General features: G+C 51.0%; 15 protein-coding genes. 9 read left to right on the forward strand and 6 right to left on the reverse strand.

From position 1 onward, the window contains the following. Positions 1 to 341 precede the first annotated feature (341 nt). The 8 genes from LPB67_RS08800 (at position 342) to LPB67_RS08835 (ending at position 5,176) form a co-directional block, all read left to right on the forward strand. Positions 342 to 653, forward strand: coding sequence for a BON domain-containing protein (locus LPB67_RS08800; protein ID WP_262836750.1), 312 nt, complete (start codon positions 342 to 344; stop codon positions 651 to 653). A gap of 112 nt (positions 654 to 765) precedes the next feature. Beyond that, positions 766 to 987 (forward strand): glycine zipper 2TM domain-containing protein, encoded by a 222-nt coding sequence (locus LPB67_RS08805; protein ID WP_262836751.1) that lies wholly within the window; start codon positions 766 to 768, stop codon positions 985 to 987. A gap of 126 nt (positions 988 to 1,113) precedes the next feature. Continuing rightward, positions 1,114 to 1,770, forward strand: coding sequence for a glycine zipper 2TM domain-containing protein (locus LPB67_RS08810; RefSeq protein ID WP_262836752.1), 657 nt, complete (start codon positions 1,114 to 1,116; stop codon positions 1,768 to 1,770). 304 nt (positions 1,771 to 2,074) lie between these two features. After that, entirely contained in the window at positions 2,075 to 2,221 is a 147-nt protein-coding gene (locus LPB67_RS08815) for a lmo0937 family membrane protein (protein ID WP_262836753.1), read from the forward strand. A 306-nt stretch (positions 2,222 to 2,527) separates the two neighbouring features. Beyond that, complete coding sequence (locus tag LPB67_RS08820; protein ID WP_262836754.1) at positions 2,528 to 2,743, forward strand: CsbD family protein; 216 nt, start codon at positions 2,528 to 2,530, stop codon at positions 2,741 to 2,743. A 65-nt stretch (positions 2,744 to 2,808) separates the two neighbouring features. Continuing rightward, positions 2,809 to 3,372, forward strand: a complete 564-nt coding sequence (locus LPB67_RS08825; protein WP_262836756.1) for a hypothetical protein — start codon at positions 2,809 to 2,811, stop codon at positions 3,370 to 3,372. A 117-nt stretch (positions 3,373 to 3,489) separates the two neighbouring features. After that, positions 3,490 to 3,801, forward strand: a complete 312-nt coding sequence (locus LPB67_RS08830; protein ID WP_262836757.1) for a BON domain-containing protein — start codon at positions 3,490 to 3,492, stop codon at positions 3,799 to 3,801. 172 nt (positions 3,802 to 3,973) lie between these two features. Then, entirely contained in the window at positions 3,974 to 5,176 is a 1,203-nt protein-coding gene (locus LPB67_RS08835; RefSeq protein ID WP_262836758.1) for an AI-2E family transporter, read from the forward strand. Positions 5,177 to 5,406: 230 nt separating this feature from the next. On the opposite strand, the gene LPB67_RS08840 is transcribed toward LPB67_RS08835, so the two are convergent. Beyond that, the gene (locus LPB67_RS08840; protein ID WP_262836759.1) at positions 5,407 to 5,799 is read right to left on the reverse strand and encodes a hypothetical protein; all 393 of its coding nucleotides are present in this window, start codon (positions 5,797 to 5,799) and stop codon (positions 5,407 to 5,409) included. A gap of 277 nt (positions 5,800 to 6,076) precedes the next feature. On the opposite strand from LPB67_RS08840, the gene LPB67_RS08845 reads away from it, so the two are divergent. Then, positions 6,077 to 7,396: an aspartate aminotransferase family protein gene (locus LPB67_RS08845; RefSeq protein ID WP_262836760.1), complete on the forward strand. Its 1,320-nt coding sequence runs from the start codon at positions 6,077 to 6,079 to the stop codon at positions 7,394 to 7,396. A 327-nt stretch (positions 7,397 to 7,723) separates the two neighbouring features. Here the strand turns inward: LPB67_RS08845 and LPB67_RS08850 are convergent, their stop codons facing one another. The 5 genes from LPB67_RS08850 to infB form a co-directional block, all read right to left on the reverse strand. Continuing rightward, positions 7,724 to 8,587, reverse strand: a complete 864-nt coding sequence (locus LPB67_RS08850) for a DMT family transporter (protein WP_316685162.1) — start codon at positions 8,585 to 8,587, stop codon at positions 7,724 to 7,726. A 124-nt stretch (positions 8,588 to 8,711) separates the two neighbouring features. Beyond that, positions 8,712 to 10,550: a translational GTPase TypA gene (gene typA, locus LPB67_RS08855; RefSeq protein ID WP_262836761.1), complete on the reverse strand. Its 1,839-nt coding sequence runs from the start codon at positions 10,548 to 10,550 to the stop codon at positions 8,712 to 8,714. A 172-nt stretch (positions 10,551 to 10,722) separates the two neighbouring features. Then, a complete protein-coding gene (truB, locus tag LPB67_RS08860) occupies positions 10,723 to 11,661 on the reverse strand; it encodes a tRNA pseudouridine(55) synthase TruB (protein ID WP_262836762.1) in 939 nt (312 codons plus the stop codon). Positions 11,662 to 11,733: 72 nt separating this feature from the next. Beyond that, positions 11,734 to 12,123 carry a 30S ribosome-binding factor RbfA gene (gene rbfA / locus LPB67_RS08865; protein WP_262836763.1) on the reverse strand — a complete coding sequence of 130 codons (390 nt, stop codon included), beginning with the start codon at positions 12,121 to 12,123 and terminating at the stop codon, positions 11,734 to 11,736. 136 nt (positions 12,124 to 12,259) lie between these two features. Next, positions 12,260 to 15,112, reverse strand: coding sequence for a translation initiation factor IF-2 (infB, locus tag LPB67_RS08870; protein ID WP_262836764.1), 2,853 nt, complete (start codon positions 15,110 to 15,112; stop codon positions 12,260 to 12,262). Positions 15,113 to 15,140 lie beyond the last annotated feature (28 nt).

Genomic DNA, 15,140 nt, shown 5'->3' on the forward strand with positions numbered 1-15,140 from the left:
AAAATATGAAATGCATGCGCATGCCGACTTATTATCGGCGGAACAATGTAACACATCCCACCACCAACTCCTCACAATAATCTAGCATCGGCTACATAGTCCGTCTGTTAGCGCACATAAGCAATCATCTCGAAAACCAAGCTGACATTTTTTCGGAAAAAAGAATCGTACCCCTATGTCAAAAATTAAATTTCATTTCTGTACGTTGGCGCACTGAAGCAGTGAGATATATGCCTCATTCTGCATTATCGCATCGCTGCATAAGGATCTGCCGCCGCGGTGTAATAGAACAATGCATTCTCTGTGAAATGAACCAGATCAACTATCTAAGGAACCTCTAAATGAAAAATATTACTTCTATCTCGACCCTGATCGCCGCTCTGATGCTGACGACGATAGTCGGCTGTGCCGCCACACCGAAACATGAAAGCACCGGCCAATACGTCGATGACACTGTCATCACTGCTGCGGTTAAAGCATCCATCCTGAACGAACCAACTTTGAAAGTCGCCGAAATCAATGTTGAAACTTATAAAGGTATCGTGCAACTCAGCGGTTTTGTGCGCTCTGAAGACAACATCGCTACCGCAGTCAGATTGGCACGTGGCGTAAAAGGCGTTACATCCGTTAAAAACGATATGCGATTGAAATAAGTATTGCTGATGGCAACTCTCTCTCGTTGCAATCAGCCTGGTCATCAGAATGATGTCGATGAGAGATGGTGTAAACATAGCTTAACAAATAAATAAACGAAGAGGACTACAAATGAATACAACTCAACATATCGGCGTATATGCCGCCGCGATCAGCCTGGCGCTGAGTCTGACAGCATGTGCGGACATGTCCAGGCAAGATAAAAATACCGCAATCGGTGCCGGTGCTGGCGCGGTCGTCGGTGCTGTACTGACCGGTGGCAGCACCGCTGGTACGGTAGGTGGTGCCGCAGTTGGTGGCGTCATCGGCAATCAGGTCAACCCGAAGAAGTAAGCTCGATTATGTAGCGCAATGTTCGCGCTTCTGATTCCTGGTGATCAGCATTGGTGAATACCAACTGATCATCGGGTATCGCGTAGTCAAGAATAGGCAGTATCAACACCGTAAAAGGTAATCTATATGAATTCGATTCCTAGCAATTTCCCTAAAGCCAAACTGCATCCGATGATCCTCGTCGCAGGCGCGGCAGTAATCTTGTTTTGCGCTATCGGCATTGCAGCGATCATGGGATGGATCCCTACCTCTATCGGCGGCAATCTCGGTAATAACGCGAGCTTGAGCGCAACCGATCAAATGACGGTTCAAGCCGTCACCAGCACGCAAGTACCGCCCTTAAAGCGGCACGAAGGCGCTACAGCGTCCACCATGCCGTTGCATCAAAATCTGCACAATGCTGACGCGAATGCCAACACCAGCGATAACGGATCGGCTAAAACGATCTGCGGCTATTGCGGTATTGTTGAATCAAGCCGCGATATTACCAACCGTGCTGCGGGCAGCGGTATCGGTGCCGCCGGCGGCGCCGTAGTGGGTGGCCTGTTAGGGAATCAAGTCGGTGGCGGCCACGGACAAGAAGCCATGACAGTCATCGGTGCCATTGGCGGTGCAGTCGCTGGCAATCAAATCGAAGGCCAGGTCAATGCGACACATAGCACCGAAATCACCATACGCATGAACGATGGCTCCAAGCGCACACTGACACAGGCAGGCACCTCCGCCTGGCGCTCCGGTGACCGGGTAAAAATTGTCAATGGCGTATTGCGCGCCAACGGATAGACAGATCGGGACGGTGCTACGCCATCTGATTCGCTATACCAGAGAGACTCCGTAAAACTAGTCGCACCACAATCGATATCAAGCCCTTGTCATCACCTGCAAGGGCTTTTTTTCTTTTCAGAGGGCGCTGATGCAAGCCCAATCAAGTTATCTATTGTTTAAATTTTCTTGTGTACGTCAACGTACAGAACTCTGGCTTTATTCGCCGGATACTCACTCTCACGATGTCGATGGGACTAAAGCTTATGTCCTGCTGATCCTGTTCTGACATCGACTCCATCCATGAACTAAAGAGGAACACATCATGCTTTATACCATCGCCGTCGTCCTGCTCGTCTTGTGGCTACTCGGCTTAGTCACGTCCTACACCATTGGTGGCTTCATTCATATTTTATTAGTGGTCGCGGTAATCATGATACTGCTGCGCCTGATTAGCGGACGTGGCGTTTAGCGCGTTGGATGCGCACCATCAAAGCCACGTCGCTTCTTGTTGCTGAACATGTTTTCTTATTTCCACATGATTCATATCAAGCGTATAAAAAATAATTATTCGAATGTGCGTCAACGAACAGAACCAAAAACACCTGCCACGTAAAGTGCATCATCAATTCAGATAATTGATTGTAGTGAAGTTTTCTCTGATGTTTATTGTTAGCGATGACACATTCAATTACTGGCACATTTAGATAATTTTTTTAGAACTACTGCGATACCGCCGCCACTTTAGCGGGATGAATCGCTTCACTAGGAGATGAATATGAACTGGGATGTAATTGAAGGAAATTGGTTGCAATATAAAGGCCACGTTAAAGCCCAATGGGGCAAATTAACTAACGATCATATCGAGGTTATCGCAGGCAAGCGTGACCAGTTACTTGGCCATATACAAGAATCCTATGGCATAGACCGGGATGAAGCTGAAAAGCAAGTTGTCGCTTTCCAAAAGTTTTTGAAAGAAAGTCGTTCTTCTTAATGAGAAGTCAGTTTGTCGGCAAGGTTCTTTGCAGGCATTTATAAATATCAATGAAAGGCAAAAAAATGAAAACTAATACTCTGAAAAACATTATCGCAACACTGCTGATCGGTACAGCGACCATTGGTTACAGTACATTCGCCAGCGCTGCAACGGATGAGGCGAAAGCCACATATAAAGCCGCTAAAGAAAGTGCCGCTGCCGATTACAAAGTAGCGCGTGAAAAATGCAATGCCTTGGCCGGCAATCCTAAAGATGTCTGCGTCGCAGAAGCGGAGTCGATGCAAAAGCATACCAAAGCAGAAGCTGAAGCTAACTATAAAAACACCATGAGCGCGCGTACCGATGCACGCAAAGCGATGGCGAATGCCGACTACGATGTTGCAAAGACCAAATGCAATAGCAAAACCGGCAACGAAAAAGACGTCTGCATCAAAGAAGCTAAAGCAGCCCTGGTCGCCGCTAAAGCCGATGCAACGGCCGATAAAAAAGTCGTCGCAGCCCGTGTCGATGCCCGTGAAGATAAAGTCGATGCAAACTACAAAGTCGCTATCGAGAAATGTGAAGCCTTAGCCGGTGCAAGCAAAGACACTTGCGTCGCTACTGCTAAAAAACAGTTCGGTAAATAACAGCGCTGAGCAATGCATGTGTAGCAGTAGATTCATCCGATCTGTTTATCACGGTCACTCCCCTGAAAAAATCATGTCATACCAGGGGATTTTATTCATCTATTACGAAGGACTATCATGAACATTCCACAACGTGTAGCAACCGCTCTACTGTCTTTTATGTTGATTAGCGTAGTAGGTTGCGCATCAACCCCTAAATCCGAAGGCACTGGCGAATACATCGACGACACCGTTCTCACGACTAAAGTCAAAGCTGCGATTTTAAATGAACCAATGTTGAAAGCTCGTGAAATCAATGTTGAAACATTCAAAGGTATCGTTCAGTTAAGCGGCTTTGTTTCTTCACAACCCGACATCGATAAAGCAGTAGAAGTTACGCGCAATGTCAAAGGCGTCAAGTCGGTCAAAAATGATATGCGGATTAAGTAACAACAAGTACAAACGAGTAAGTCAGTAGTACAAAAAAGCGGGCATTGTGGCAACAAGATTGAAGGACACATCAAGTACTGGATGTCTCTTTTCAATCAGGTTATAAGCAATGTCCGCTTTTTATTAATAGAGAAGAAATTCCGATATCCAATAAAAATAGCAGGGCAAGAAAATGAACATTTCCCCACAAGAAGATACCGCCCAAGAAACACCGGAGGCACCGGAGAATGCACAGATAGCGCACCCCGCGCACTCGATACTCAGTACCAAAGGACCAAACATCCATATACCGGTCAATGCACGTGGCCTGGCGCTAGGGATATTAGCCACGGTTGCCTTTGTATTTGCACTACAGTCGGCACAGCATTTTTTTATTCCGCTGATCTTTAGCATCCTGATCTCGTACACGCTGAATCCTGTCGTGGTCTGGCTGGAACATATCAAAATCCCACGCGCGGCAGGCGCCAGCCTGGTAATGCTCACCATCCTATGCGGCACCGCGCTGGTCGCTAATTCTTTACGGACCGAATTCAACTCTATCCTGGTGCGCCTGCCCGATGCCGCGCACCAGATTTCACAGGCGATTACCAAAACGCAAGACGATCAGCCGAGTACGATCCAGCAAATGCAAGCGGTAGCGAGCGAGATTGAGAAAGCCACCAGCCAGACCAGCGCTGCCCGCCCGACTGCACGGCAGCCAACCACCGTCATTGTGGCGCGTCCTGCGTTCAAGGTTCAGGATTGGCTGTGGGCCGGTTCTATGGGGGCAGCAGGCGCTCTTGGCCAGTTCATGATGGTGATCTTCCTGGTTTTTTTCCTTCTATTATCGGGTGATAGTTTTAAACGAAAACTCGTCAAAATCACCGGCCCCTCTTTATCGTCCAAAAAAATTACGGTACATATTCTCGATGACATCAATAAATCGATACAGAGTTATATGTTTATGCTGCTGGTGACCAATCTGCTGCTCGCCTTATTGTTGTGGATCGTATTTCGCCTGGTCGGCCTGGAAAATGCAGGCGCATGGGCGGTTGCCGCAGGCTGCCTGCACATCATTCCTTATTTCGGTCCGGTGCTGATCACCCTGGCGGTCGGCGCGACGGCATTCATGCAATTCGGATCGCTATCGCAAACATTGCTGGTTGCCGGATCCTCGCTGGCAGCAACGGTCCTGGTAGGCACGTTCATCACGACCTGGATGACTGGCAAGATCGCCAAAATGAATGCGGCGGCAGTCTTCATCAGCCTCTTATTTTGGGGCTGGTTATGGGGTATCTGGGGCTTGTTGCTGGGCGTGCCTATCATCGTTGCGATACGCGTCGTGTCTGAACGCATTGATGGCTTGCAGTCGGTGGCGGAATTGCTGAGCGAGTGAAGCGGCAGAGGCATAGCTCATCTGCAGGTGATGCAAGTGATCATGCGCGCCCGCTATCGACATTCCGGGATGCCAGCCGGGAAGCAAATAAATAGAAAAGCGCCTTTAATCGTACTGTGGCAGGTATGATTAAAGGCGCTTTTTTTATAGATACCGGGAATGTGTCAGACTCACCGGCGGGCCTTCATAGACCCGTGCTTATCCGGGAAGAGTGCCACGAGGAGCAAGCCTTACTTGCCCTTTTTCGGCGGATCAATGGCCAGGCTATTCTGGTGATCGGTGCTCGCATTCACCATTTCCGGCGCCACTTCAATTCTGGTAATGCCGGAATTCACCGAGATAGGATCGCTGGACGGGAACGACATTTCCAGCGCGTCGTCGAGCAGGGTTTCTTTGGCTTTATCTTCTTCAGTCTCCACTTGCTCAGCCAGCGTTGCGATAGCGGCTGCCCATTTAACGAATTTCAGCTTGCCAAAATCGCGGATCGTATCGACTTGAAAGGCTTTTTTCAATAACTCGGCATCCTTGGCGCTCACCCCTTGCAAGGCACTTACTGGCGCATCGGCAAGTTCAATAAAATTCAAGTGTTCATACGCTTTATCGACACATTTGATGATATTCATTTGGTACCTCTTTCATAGAGTAGGCAGTGTTTATTCACATTGCCAGAATGCGCGCTGCCAGTAATGAAGTCTGTACGCTAACGCACTCATGCAATGTTCAGCGCTGCTTTGCGCTGATACGTACCGATCCGTCAGCCACAAGAAAATTTAAATAGAGGCTTTTAAAATAGCTGTTCAAAGCAATTTGATCTGGTCAGCACTTGAGTAAGCTGGTCGGTAATGCCACAATCGAGATCGGCAAACGATTTTTCGTAAGACTTCACAAGGACTTAAGGTCATGAGTACACCGGTCAATACCGAACATTTCTGGATGCCGTTTTCTGCTAACCGCCAGTTCAAGAGCAAGCCGCGCCTGCTGGTCGCCGCTGAAGGCATGCATTACACGACCGATGACGGTCGCCAGATCCTCGATGGCACGGCGGGTCTGTGGTGCGTGAATGCCGGACATGGGCATGCCAGGATAGTCGGTGCGATACAGCAGCAGGCGGCGCGCATGGATTTCGCCCCGACCTTCCAGATGGGCCATCCCTTAGCCTTTGAAGCGGCCAGCAAGCTGGTCTCGATTGCACCCGAAGGCATGAATCGCGTGTTCTTTTGCAATGACGGATCGGAAGGTGTCGATACCGCCTTGAAGATTGCGCTGGCTTACCACCGCGTGCGCGGCGACGGCATTCGGCATCGGCTGATCGGACGCGAGCGCGGCTATCACGGCGTCGGTTTTGGCGGCATCTCGGTCGGCGGGATTGCCGGCAACCGCAAACATTTCGGACCGGCGCTACCGGCAGTCGATCATCTGCGCCATCCGCTCAACATCGCCAGGAATGCCTTCAGCCGCGGTCTGCCCGAGCATGGCGCCGAGATGGCGGACGAGCTGGAACAAAGACTGCTCGCCTTGCATGATCCCTCCAGCGTGGCTGCGGTCATCGTAGAACCGCTGCAAGGTTCGACCGGCGTGATCCTGCCTCCCAAGGGGTATCTGCAAAAACTCAGGGCGATCTGCGACAAGTACGGCATCCTGCTGATTTTTGATGAAGTCATCACCGGCTTCGGTCGTCTCGGCACGGCCTTTGCCGCCGACTATTTCGGCGTGATACCCGATATGATCGTCTGCGCCAAAGGTTTGACCAATGCCGCAGTCCCGATGGGTGCCGTGATCGTCAAACAGGCTATCCATGATGCCTTCATGAGTGCCGCCCCAGAAAATACCATCGAGTTCTTTCACGGCTATACCTACTCCGCCCATCCGCTTGCCTGCTCCGCCGCGATTGCGACGATCGATGTGTATCAGGAAGAAAAATTATTCGACCGTGCCGCCGCGCATGCCAGCCATTTCGAGCAAGCTGCACATAGCTTGCAAGGCCTGCCGTATGTCAAAGACATCCGCAATCTGGGCCTGGTCTGCGGCATTGAATTGGAGAGTATTCCTGGCAAAGCCGGTACCCGGGCGTTTGATGTGTTCCTCCGATGTTTCTGGGAAAAAGGCGTCCTGATACGCACCACCGGCGACATCATCGCGCTGTCACCGCCCTTGGTCATCACGCCGGCGCAGATCGATCACTTGTTTGGCGCGATTGCGGATGTGCTGAAGACACAATAGTTGATTCCCACTGCTTTTAACAAGAATCCAGTGACGTTGATGGCGCAACCAAAAACACTGGACTCCTGCCTTCGCAGGAGCGACGACGTGAGACCTCAATTGAATTTATTCACCTGTTTACTTGCCGATCAATAAATTCCTTAAAACCGGATCCGCAATATCCATGCGCCTGCTGGCAGGAAATCGTGCTGACGGCCGCATATTGACTGCGGGTTCTATTTTCAATCAAGACCACAAAAATCCAAACATCTCACTACAGTGGTAGAGAAGAATAGGTTTTACAGCATTTCCCAAACTTCACTGGCAAAGGATTTAATGTGAGGTAAATCACTCTTCGCGCAGCGCTGCCAGTTCGTTAAACACCAAAGCCAGCAGCACTACCGCGCCGCCGATCAATGTCGCCTGGGCGGGCACTTCACCGGCGCCGAGCCAGGCCCAGAGCGGTGCCAGCAATACCTCGAGCAAAGACAGCAAGGCGATTTCCGGCGCGCTCAGACTGGCCGATGCACGTACCATCAGCATGCATGGAAAGCCTAGCTGAAAAAAACCGAGAATCGCCAGGATGATGATGTCATGCAGCGATGCCTGAAACGGCAAGGCAAACGGCAACATCATCAACGCAGAAATCGAACCGCCCATGAATACGGCAGGAACCAGGTCCACCGTATGTCCACCCTTTTTCAAGAGAATCACATTCACCGACGCGGCAATCGGCACGCCGAGACCAATCAACATGCCGAGCAAACCACGCTGATCGACTTGCGAAATGCTGCCGGCAAACATCCAGCACATGCCGACACCGGCGGCGGCAATCGCCCACCAGGTTCTGGCAGGAATATGCTGGCGCAAAATCAGCCAGGCGAGAAATGCAGTGAACAACGGCGACAGACTCTCCATGATCGAGGTATTCGCCACGGTGGTCATGGTGATCGCGATCATGAAGCAGCTATACATGGTCGCCCACATGCAACCCGACAAGAAGCCGATCTTGCCAAGCAAGCGCAGGCGCGGAATAAAGGCACGCCTGTATTGTCTGAACATGGCAACAGCGACAAACAGCGCAGCAAAAAAACTACGCCAGAAGGTCACTTCAAAATCGCGGGCGACTTCGAGATGCCGGGTAAATACGCCAGCGATGCTCCATAAAGTCGCGGCGCAAATCATCAGGATCACCGCGCGGCGGTGACTCATCTTGTTCATCATAGTTGTCCAAATAAAAAACCCGTCTGGCTGCTTGCATAGGCAAGAGCGAAACGGGTTGATTCAGTGCGGCACCAGTCTAAATCGACCAGCACCGCGCCAAACTAAAAAGCGATTACGCTACGTCGCGAGAGGCTTTTTTGCGCTCATGTTCTTTCAAATAACGCTTACGCAAACGGATACTCTTCGGTGTGACTTCAACCAGCTCATCGTCTTCAATAAATTCAACCGCATATTCCAGGCTCATCTGAATCGGCGGCACCAGGCGCACCGCTTCATCCGTACCGGAAGAGCGTACGTTGGTCAATTGCTTACCTTTGATCGGGTTCACTACCAGATCATTGTCACGCGAGTGAATGCCGATAATCATGCCTTCATACACTGGATCGTTGTGCACCACGAACATACGGCCACGGTCCTGCAGTTTCCAGATCGCATAAGCAACGGCAGCGCCATCGTCCTGGGAAATCAATACACCGTTACGACGACCGGCTAGTTCGCCTTTGGAATTATCGACCGGAGCGTACTCATCAAACACGTGACTCATCAAACCGGTACCGCGTGTCAATGTCATGAATTCGCCCTGGAAGCCGATCAGACCGCGTGCAGGGATACGGTATTCCAGACGCACACGACCTTTGCCGTCCGGCTCCATGTTTTGCAGATCACCGCGACGGCGACCGAGTTCTTCCATGACGCCGCCCTGGTTCGCTTCTTCCACATCGACAGTCAGGTTTTCATATGGCTCATGGCGCACGCCATCGACCATTTTGAAGACCACGCGTGGACGGGAAACAGCTAATTCGAAACCTTCACGACGCATGTTTTCGATCAGGATAGTCAGATGCAATTCGCCACGACCGGATACTTCGTAAGTGGAATCATCGTTCTCCGCCTGCACCACGCGCAACGCCATGTTGGATTTCAATTCACGATCCAGACGATCACGGATCTGGCGTGTCGTTACAAATTTACCTTCACGACCGGCCAATGGGGAATTGTTAACCATAAAGTTCATGGTCAGCGTCGGCTCATCGATTTTCAGCATAGGCAAGCCTTCCGGCGCATCCGGCGCGCAGATGGTAGAACCAATACTGATTTCTTCAATGCCGTTGATCAGCACGATGTCGCCAGCCAGCGCTTCGTCGACCTGTACGCGATCCAGACCGCGGAAGGTAAGAACTTGATTGATACGCGCCTTGGTCGGCTTGTCGTCAGGACCGTTCATCCAGACCACGTCTTGCAAAGCCTTGACGCGTCCGCGCAGGATACGGCCTACGCCGATCTTGCCGACGTAGGACGAATATTCCAGCGAGGTGATCTGCAGTTGCAGCGGACCGTTAGGGTCATCTTCACGCGCAGGAACGTGCTCGAGGATGGCGTCGAACAGCGGTTCCATATTGCCTTCGCGTACAGTGTCTTCCAGACCTGCATAGCCCTTGAATCCCGATGCATAAACGATAGGGAAATCCAGTTGTTCATCGGTGGCGCCGAGTTTGTCAAACAATTCGAAAGTGGCGTTCACGGCCTTCTGAGGGTCAGCATTTTCGCGGTCTACCTTATTCACAACAACGATAGGCTTTAAGCCCAGCGCCAAGGCTTTACGCGTCACGAAACGAGTTTGCGGCATAGGGCCTTCTTGCGCATCCACCAACAACAATACGCTGTCAACCATGGACAATACGCGCTCGACTTCGCCACCGAAGTCCGCATGGCCCGGGGTATCAACGATGTTGATATGCGTGCCCTTGTATTCCACTGCGCAGTTTTTGGACAGAATCGTAATGCCGCGTTCTTTTTCGATGTCATTGGAATCCATGACACGATTATCAACTTGCTGATTGTCGCGGAAAGTACCGGATTGGCGCAGCAATTGGTCAACCAGGGTAGTTTTGCCGTGATCGACGTGAGCGATGATGGCGATGTTGCGGATAGCGCGTTTTGTATTTGACATGATAGCGAGAAAGAATAGGGAAATTCGGGTAACCCAAGATTATAGCATGCTGTACTGCACAACATTTGGATAATACGCAAAACTCCTATTATTTCAAGGAGTTACTACGCGTTGATGACAATTTCGTGCAGTTTCCCGAGCTAAATTGCAGGTTTGAAAGACTTCTGCGAAATTAAGCGGCAGAACTGGTGCAGATCAGTCGCTCGGGCGCGAGTATCGCATAGTCCTGCAATTGTGCCGAGCCGAGAAGTTGCTGGTCGGCCTGGCGGTACACTCTGACACGTCCGATTCCTGATGGCAGGACGGTATTCTCTTTCCCCAAGGCCAGTCGCTGCCCTTGCAGGAAGCGCTTCGCCAGTTCATCGGTCAATTCAATTTTAGGAAAACTCGACAATAAGGCATCGACCGGTGCCAGCAATGAAAAACGCGATGCCTCATCCAATTCAGCCAGCGCATCCAGGGTAATCGATTTTTCCAGCACCAGATGACCGACATGGGTGCGGCGCAAGGCTTGTAAATGCGCGCCGCAACCAAGTGCCTTACCGATGTCCTCGCCCAATACGCGGATGTAGGTGCCCTTGCTACAACGCACATTTAAAGTCAGGAAGGGCGCTGCGTATTTGACCAGTTCCAGCAAATGAATTGTCACTGCCCTTGCGGCGCGATCAAGTGTGATACCGGCGCGGGCATATTCGTACAAAGGCTTGCCATCGCGCTTTAAAGCGGAATACATCGGTGGCACTTGTTGAATGTCGCCGCGAAACTGCATCAAGACATCTTGAATCTGCTGTTCCGTTACCGCGACCGGTAAATTTTCCAGTGCCTCGCCTTCTGTATCGCCGGTCGTCGTGCTGACACCAAGATGCACCACGGTCTGATAGGTTTTATCGGCTTCCAGCAAGTCTTGCGAAAACTTGGTCGCCTCGCCAAAACACAAAGGCAACAGCCCTGTCGCGAAAGGATCCAGGGTACCGGTATGTCCCGCTTTTTGCGCATTGAACAGACGCTTGGCTTTAATCAGGGCGTCATTACTCGACAAGCCCACCGGCTTGTCCAGCAACAAAACGCCATGCACAGGAACGCGGATACGCTTTTTAACTGGATTATTCATAGACAGGTATGGGAAGAGTTTCAACAGAACTCGCTGTGGTCGCAAGTTCCGGCTTAACTAGCCAATGTGAGGTTAGTCTTCGCCGTCGTCTTTGGAGCGCGTCGCATTGGCTTCGTCGATCAACTTAGACATGGCGATACCGCGCATGGTCGAAGTGTCATGCACAAAATGCAGTTGCGGCAAGGTATGGATGTGCAGACGCAAACCTAATTGATTACGTAAGAATCCAGCGGCTTTAGACAAGCCGTCGAGCGTATTTTTGATCGCAGCGGGATCGTCAGCCAGAGTCGTGAAAAACACTTTTGCATGCGCGTAATCCGGCGTGAGCTGAATTTCGGTCAGCGTGATCATGCCGACGCGCGGGTCTTTTAATTCGGACCAGATAATTTCCGCCAGATCACGTTGAATCTGGTCTGCCACTCGCAGCCCGCGTCCGGGAATATTTTTACTATGTTTTGCCATAAAACCTAAATGCGCAAGGTGGACATTGTGTCTGCGAACCGCCAATTAAAAAACTCTGGCTTTACGCAAACATCAATGCCCACCCCGCCTTATTACTTCAATCGTTACTTCAATAACTACCTGATCAAAACCTCAATTACAAAGTACGTGCAATTTCCTGGATTTCGAAAATTTCCAATTGATCGCCGACCTGAATTTCATTGTAGTTCTTCAGCGACAGGCCGCACTCCATACCGGCACGCACTTCTTTCGCATCATCTTTGTAGCGTTTCAGAGAATCGAGTTCGCCAGTCCAGGTCACCACATTATTGCGCAACAGGCGCACCGATGAAGTACGCTTGACCACGCCGTCGATTACCAGACAACCAGCAATAGCGCCGACTTTGCTGACCAGGAATACTTGCTTCACTTCGACCATACCGATGATGGTTTCGCGTTTTTCCGGAGCCAACATGCCAGACAATGCCGCTTTGACTTCATCTACTGCATCGTAAATGATGTTGTAGTAGCGAATGTCCACGCCATTGGATTCAGCCAGCTTACGCGCCGAAGCGTCGGCACGGGTGTTAAAGCCGATAATGACCGCTTTGGAAGCGACCGCCAGGTTGACGTCGTTCTCTGAAATACCGCCCACGGCCGCATGTACAACCTGTACACGCACTTCGTTGGTCGACAATTTTTGCAAAGACTGAACCAAAGCTTCTTGCGAACCCTGAACGTCGGTCTTGACGATGATAGGCAAATTCTTGACTTCGCCTTCGCCCATGTTTTCAAACATGTTTTCAAGTTTGGCCGCTTGCTGTTTCGCCAATTTGACGTCACGGAATTTACCTTGACGGAACAAGGCAATTTCACGCGCTTTACGTTCATCCGTCATGACCATGACTTCTTCACCGGCAGACGGTACTTCTGTCAAACCCTGAATTTCCACAGGAATGGACGGACCTGCCTCGGTAATGCTCTTACCGTTTTCATCCAGCATCGCACGAACGCGACCATACGAAGAACCCGCTAACACCACATCGCCGCGTTTCAAAGTACCTGACTGCACCAAAATCGTTGCAACCGTACCGCGACCTTTATCCAGGCGCGATTCGACGACCAAACCTTTGGCAGGTGCATCGACCGGCGCTTTCAACTCCAATACTTCTGCCTGCAGCAAGACTTGCTCAAGCAAGGCATCAATGCCTTCGCCCGTTTTAGCTGACACAGGTACGAACGGCGATTCGCCGCCGTACTCTTCCGGCACAACGCTTTCGGCGATCAACTCTTGTTTAACGCGGTCCATATTGGCGCCCGGTTTATCAATTTTATTAATCGCAACAACCAAAGGTACGCCAGCCGCTTTCGCATGTGCAATCGCCTCCTTGGTTTGCGGCATCACGCCGTCATCCGCTGCCACCACCAGAATAACGATATCCGTTGCCTTGGCACCGCGGGCACGCATTGCCGTAAAGGCTTCGTGACCAGGCGTATCCAGGAAAGTAATCATGCCGCGCGGCGTCTCTACGTGATAAGCGCCGATATGCTGGGTAATGCCGCCAGCTTCGCCCGATGCGACTTTGGCGCGGCGGATGTAATCCAGTAACGATGTTTTACCGTGATCAACGTGCCCCATGACCGTCACAACCGGTGCGCGCGGCGTGGATTCGTAATCTGCATGTTCTGCCGTATCCGTCAGCATCGCTTCCGGATCGTCGAGTTTCGCAGCAAAAGCCTTGTGCCCCATTTCCTCAACCAGAATCATGGCTGTTTCCTGATCAAGAACCTGATTGATCGTGCACATCTGACCCAATTTCATCAGGTGTTTAATCACTTCAGATGCCTTGACTGACATCTTGTGCGCCAATTCGGCGACAGTCAGTGTCTCTGGAACGAAAACGTCTTTGACGATAGCTTCAACAGGTGCCTGGAAATTAGTTTCACGATCGTCGTTCTGATGGGAACGACGACCTTTAGGGCCGCCCTTCCAGCCATCACGGCCACCGGAAGTGTCGCCACGCGTTTTGATACCGGTACCGCGTTTTTTAGCATCTTCTTGCCAGGTCGAAGAAACGTTAGCGGATTTGATCGATTTCTTATCGGCCACAACTGCTGGCTTCTTCTCGTCTTTTTTATCTGTCGCTGTTTTTTTCTCGCCGATTTTTTTATCTGTAGGCTTATGTAAAGTGCCTTCGGCAACTTTTGGCGCGACCACAGGCTCAGGCGCTTTCACTGGCCGGCGGGCGGCGCTCATCATTTCTTTGATTTGCGCAACTTCATCGGCCACTTTTTTCCTGGCAACCTCGGTTACGGCAGCACGTTCCGCCGCTTCTTTAGCATCGGCAACGGCTTTCTTCTTGGTGTCGTCAGCGTGTACACGCTTTTTATCCTCTTCAGAAGAAGACGCAGCCGCCGTCTCAGTCGCGGCTTTGACAACGACCTTGTTTACCTGTTCCGACTTGAGCTTTTCCGCTTCTGCTTTGGCTGCCGCTTCTGCAGCCAGCTCCGCTTCACGCAGAGCTTGTGCCTGGGCTTCTTTTTCCGCTTCCAGCTTCGCCAAGTGCTCTTGTTTCTTGATCAGTTCGGCTTCTTGCTGGGCAATCAATTCCGCCTCTTTACGCGCTTCTTCTTCATGAAGGGCGATTTCTGCCGGATCGACGACAACAGATGCTGCTGCACGAACCGGCTCTTCAGTTGCGGCCTCGTCACGCTTCACGAAAGTACGTTTCTTGCGCACTTCGACCTGAATCGTACGAGATTTGCCAGTGGCATCTGCCTGTTTGATTTCAGTTGTTTCTTTGCGGGTCAGCGTGATTTTTTTCTTATCTGCGTCCGCAGCTACGCCATGAGAGCGACGCAGGTGTTCCAGCAATCGGTCTTTATCTTCTTTTGACAGCGCATCGGACGTCGAGCTTTTGCTGACGCCTGCGGCACGCAATTGCGTGAGCAGCAAATCTGCTGACATCTTCAGCTCGGTAGCAAATTGGGCTACATTGTTACTCGCCATTCAGTCCTCTTTTTCTATGTGCGCCTGA

Origin of the sequence: Undibacterium sp. Jales W-56, from assembly GCF_025548535.1 — a bacterium.
In the GTDB taxonomy this organism is placed as follows: Bacteria; Pseudomonadota; Gammaproteobacteria; order Burkholderiales; family Burkholderiaceae_D; genus Undibacterium.

Coding starts and splice junctions, on each gene's coding strand:
- LPB67_RS08800 (WP_262836750.1), top strand. CDS start 342: ATGAAAAATATTACTTCTATCTCGACCCTGATCGCCGCTCTGATGCTG.
- LPB67_RS08805 (WP_262836751.1), top strand. CDS start 766: ATGAATACAACTCAACATATCGGCGTATATGCCGCCGCGATCAGCCTG.
- LPB67_RS08810 (WP_262836752.1), top strand. CDS start 1,114: ATGAATTCGATTCCTAGCAATTTCCCTAAAGCCAAACTGCATCCGATG.
- LPB67_RS08815 (WP_262836753.1), top strand. CDS start 2,075: ATGCTTTATACCATCGCCGTCGTCCTGCTCGTCTTGTGGCTACTCGGC.
- LPB67_RS08820 (WP_262836754.1), top strand. CDS start 2,528: ATGAACTGGGATGTAATTGAAGGAAATTGGTTGCAATATAAAGGCCAC.
- LPB67_RS08825 (WP_262836756.1), top strand. CDS start 2,809: ATGAAAACTAATACTCTGAAAAACATTATCGCAACACTGCTGATCGGT.
- LPB67_RS08830 (WP_262836757.1), top strand. CDS start 3,490: ATGAACATTCCACAACGTGTAGCAACCGCTCTACTGTCTTTTATGTTG.
- LPB67_RS08835 (WP_262836758.1), top strand. CDS start 3,974: ATGAACATTTCCCCACAAGAAGATACCGCCCAAGAAACACCGGAGGCA.
- LPB67_RS08840 (WP_262836759.1), bottom strand. CDS start 5,799: ATGAATATCATCAAATGTGTCGATAAAGCGTATGAACACTTGAATTTT.
- LPB67_RS08845 (WP_262836760.1), top strand. CDS start 6,077: ATGAGTACACCGGTCAATACCGAACATTTCTGGATGCCGTTTTCTGCT.
- LPB67_RS08850 (WP_316685162.1), bottom strand. CDS start 8,587: ATGAGTCACCGCCGCGCGGTGATCCTGATGATTTGCGCCGCGACTTTA.
- typA (WP_262836761.1), bottom strand. CDS start 10,550: ATGTCAAATACAAAACGCGCTATCCGCAACATCGCCATCATCGCTCAC.
- truB (WP_262836762.1), bottom strand. CDS start 11,661: ATGAATAATCCAGTTAAAAAGCGTATCCGCGTTCCTGTGCATGGCGTT.
- rbfA (WP_262836763.1), bottom strand. CDS start 12,123: ATGGCAAAACATAGTAAAAATATTCCCGGACGCGGGCTGCGAGTGGCA.
- infB (WP_262836764.1), bottom strand. CDS start 15,112: ATGGCGAGTAACAATGTAGCCCAATTTGCTACCGAGCTGAAGATGTCA.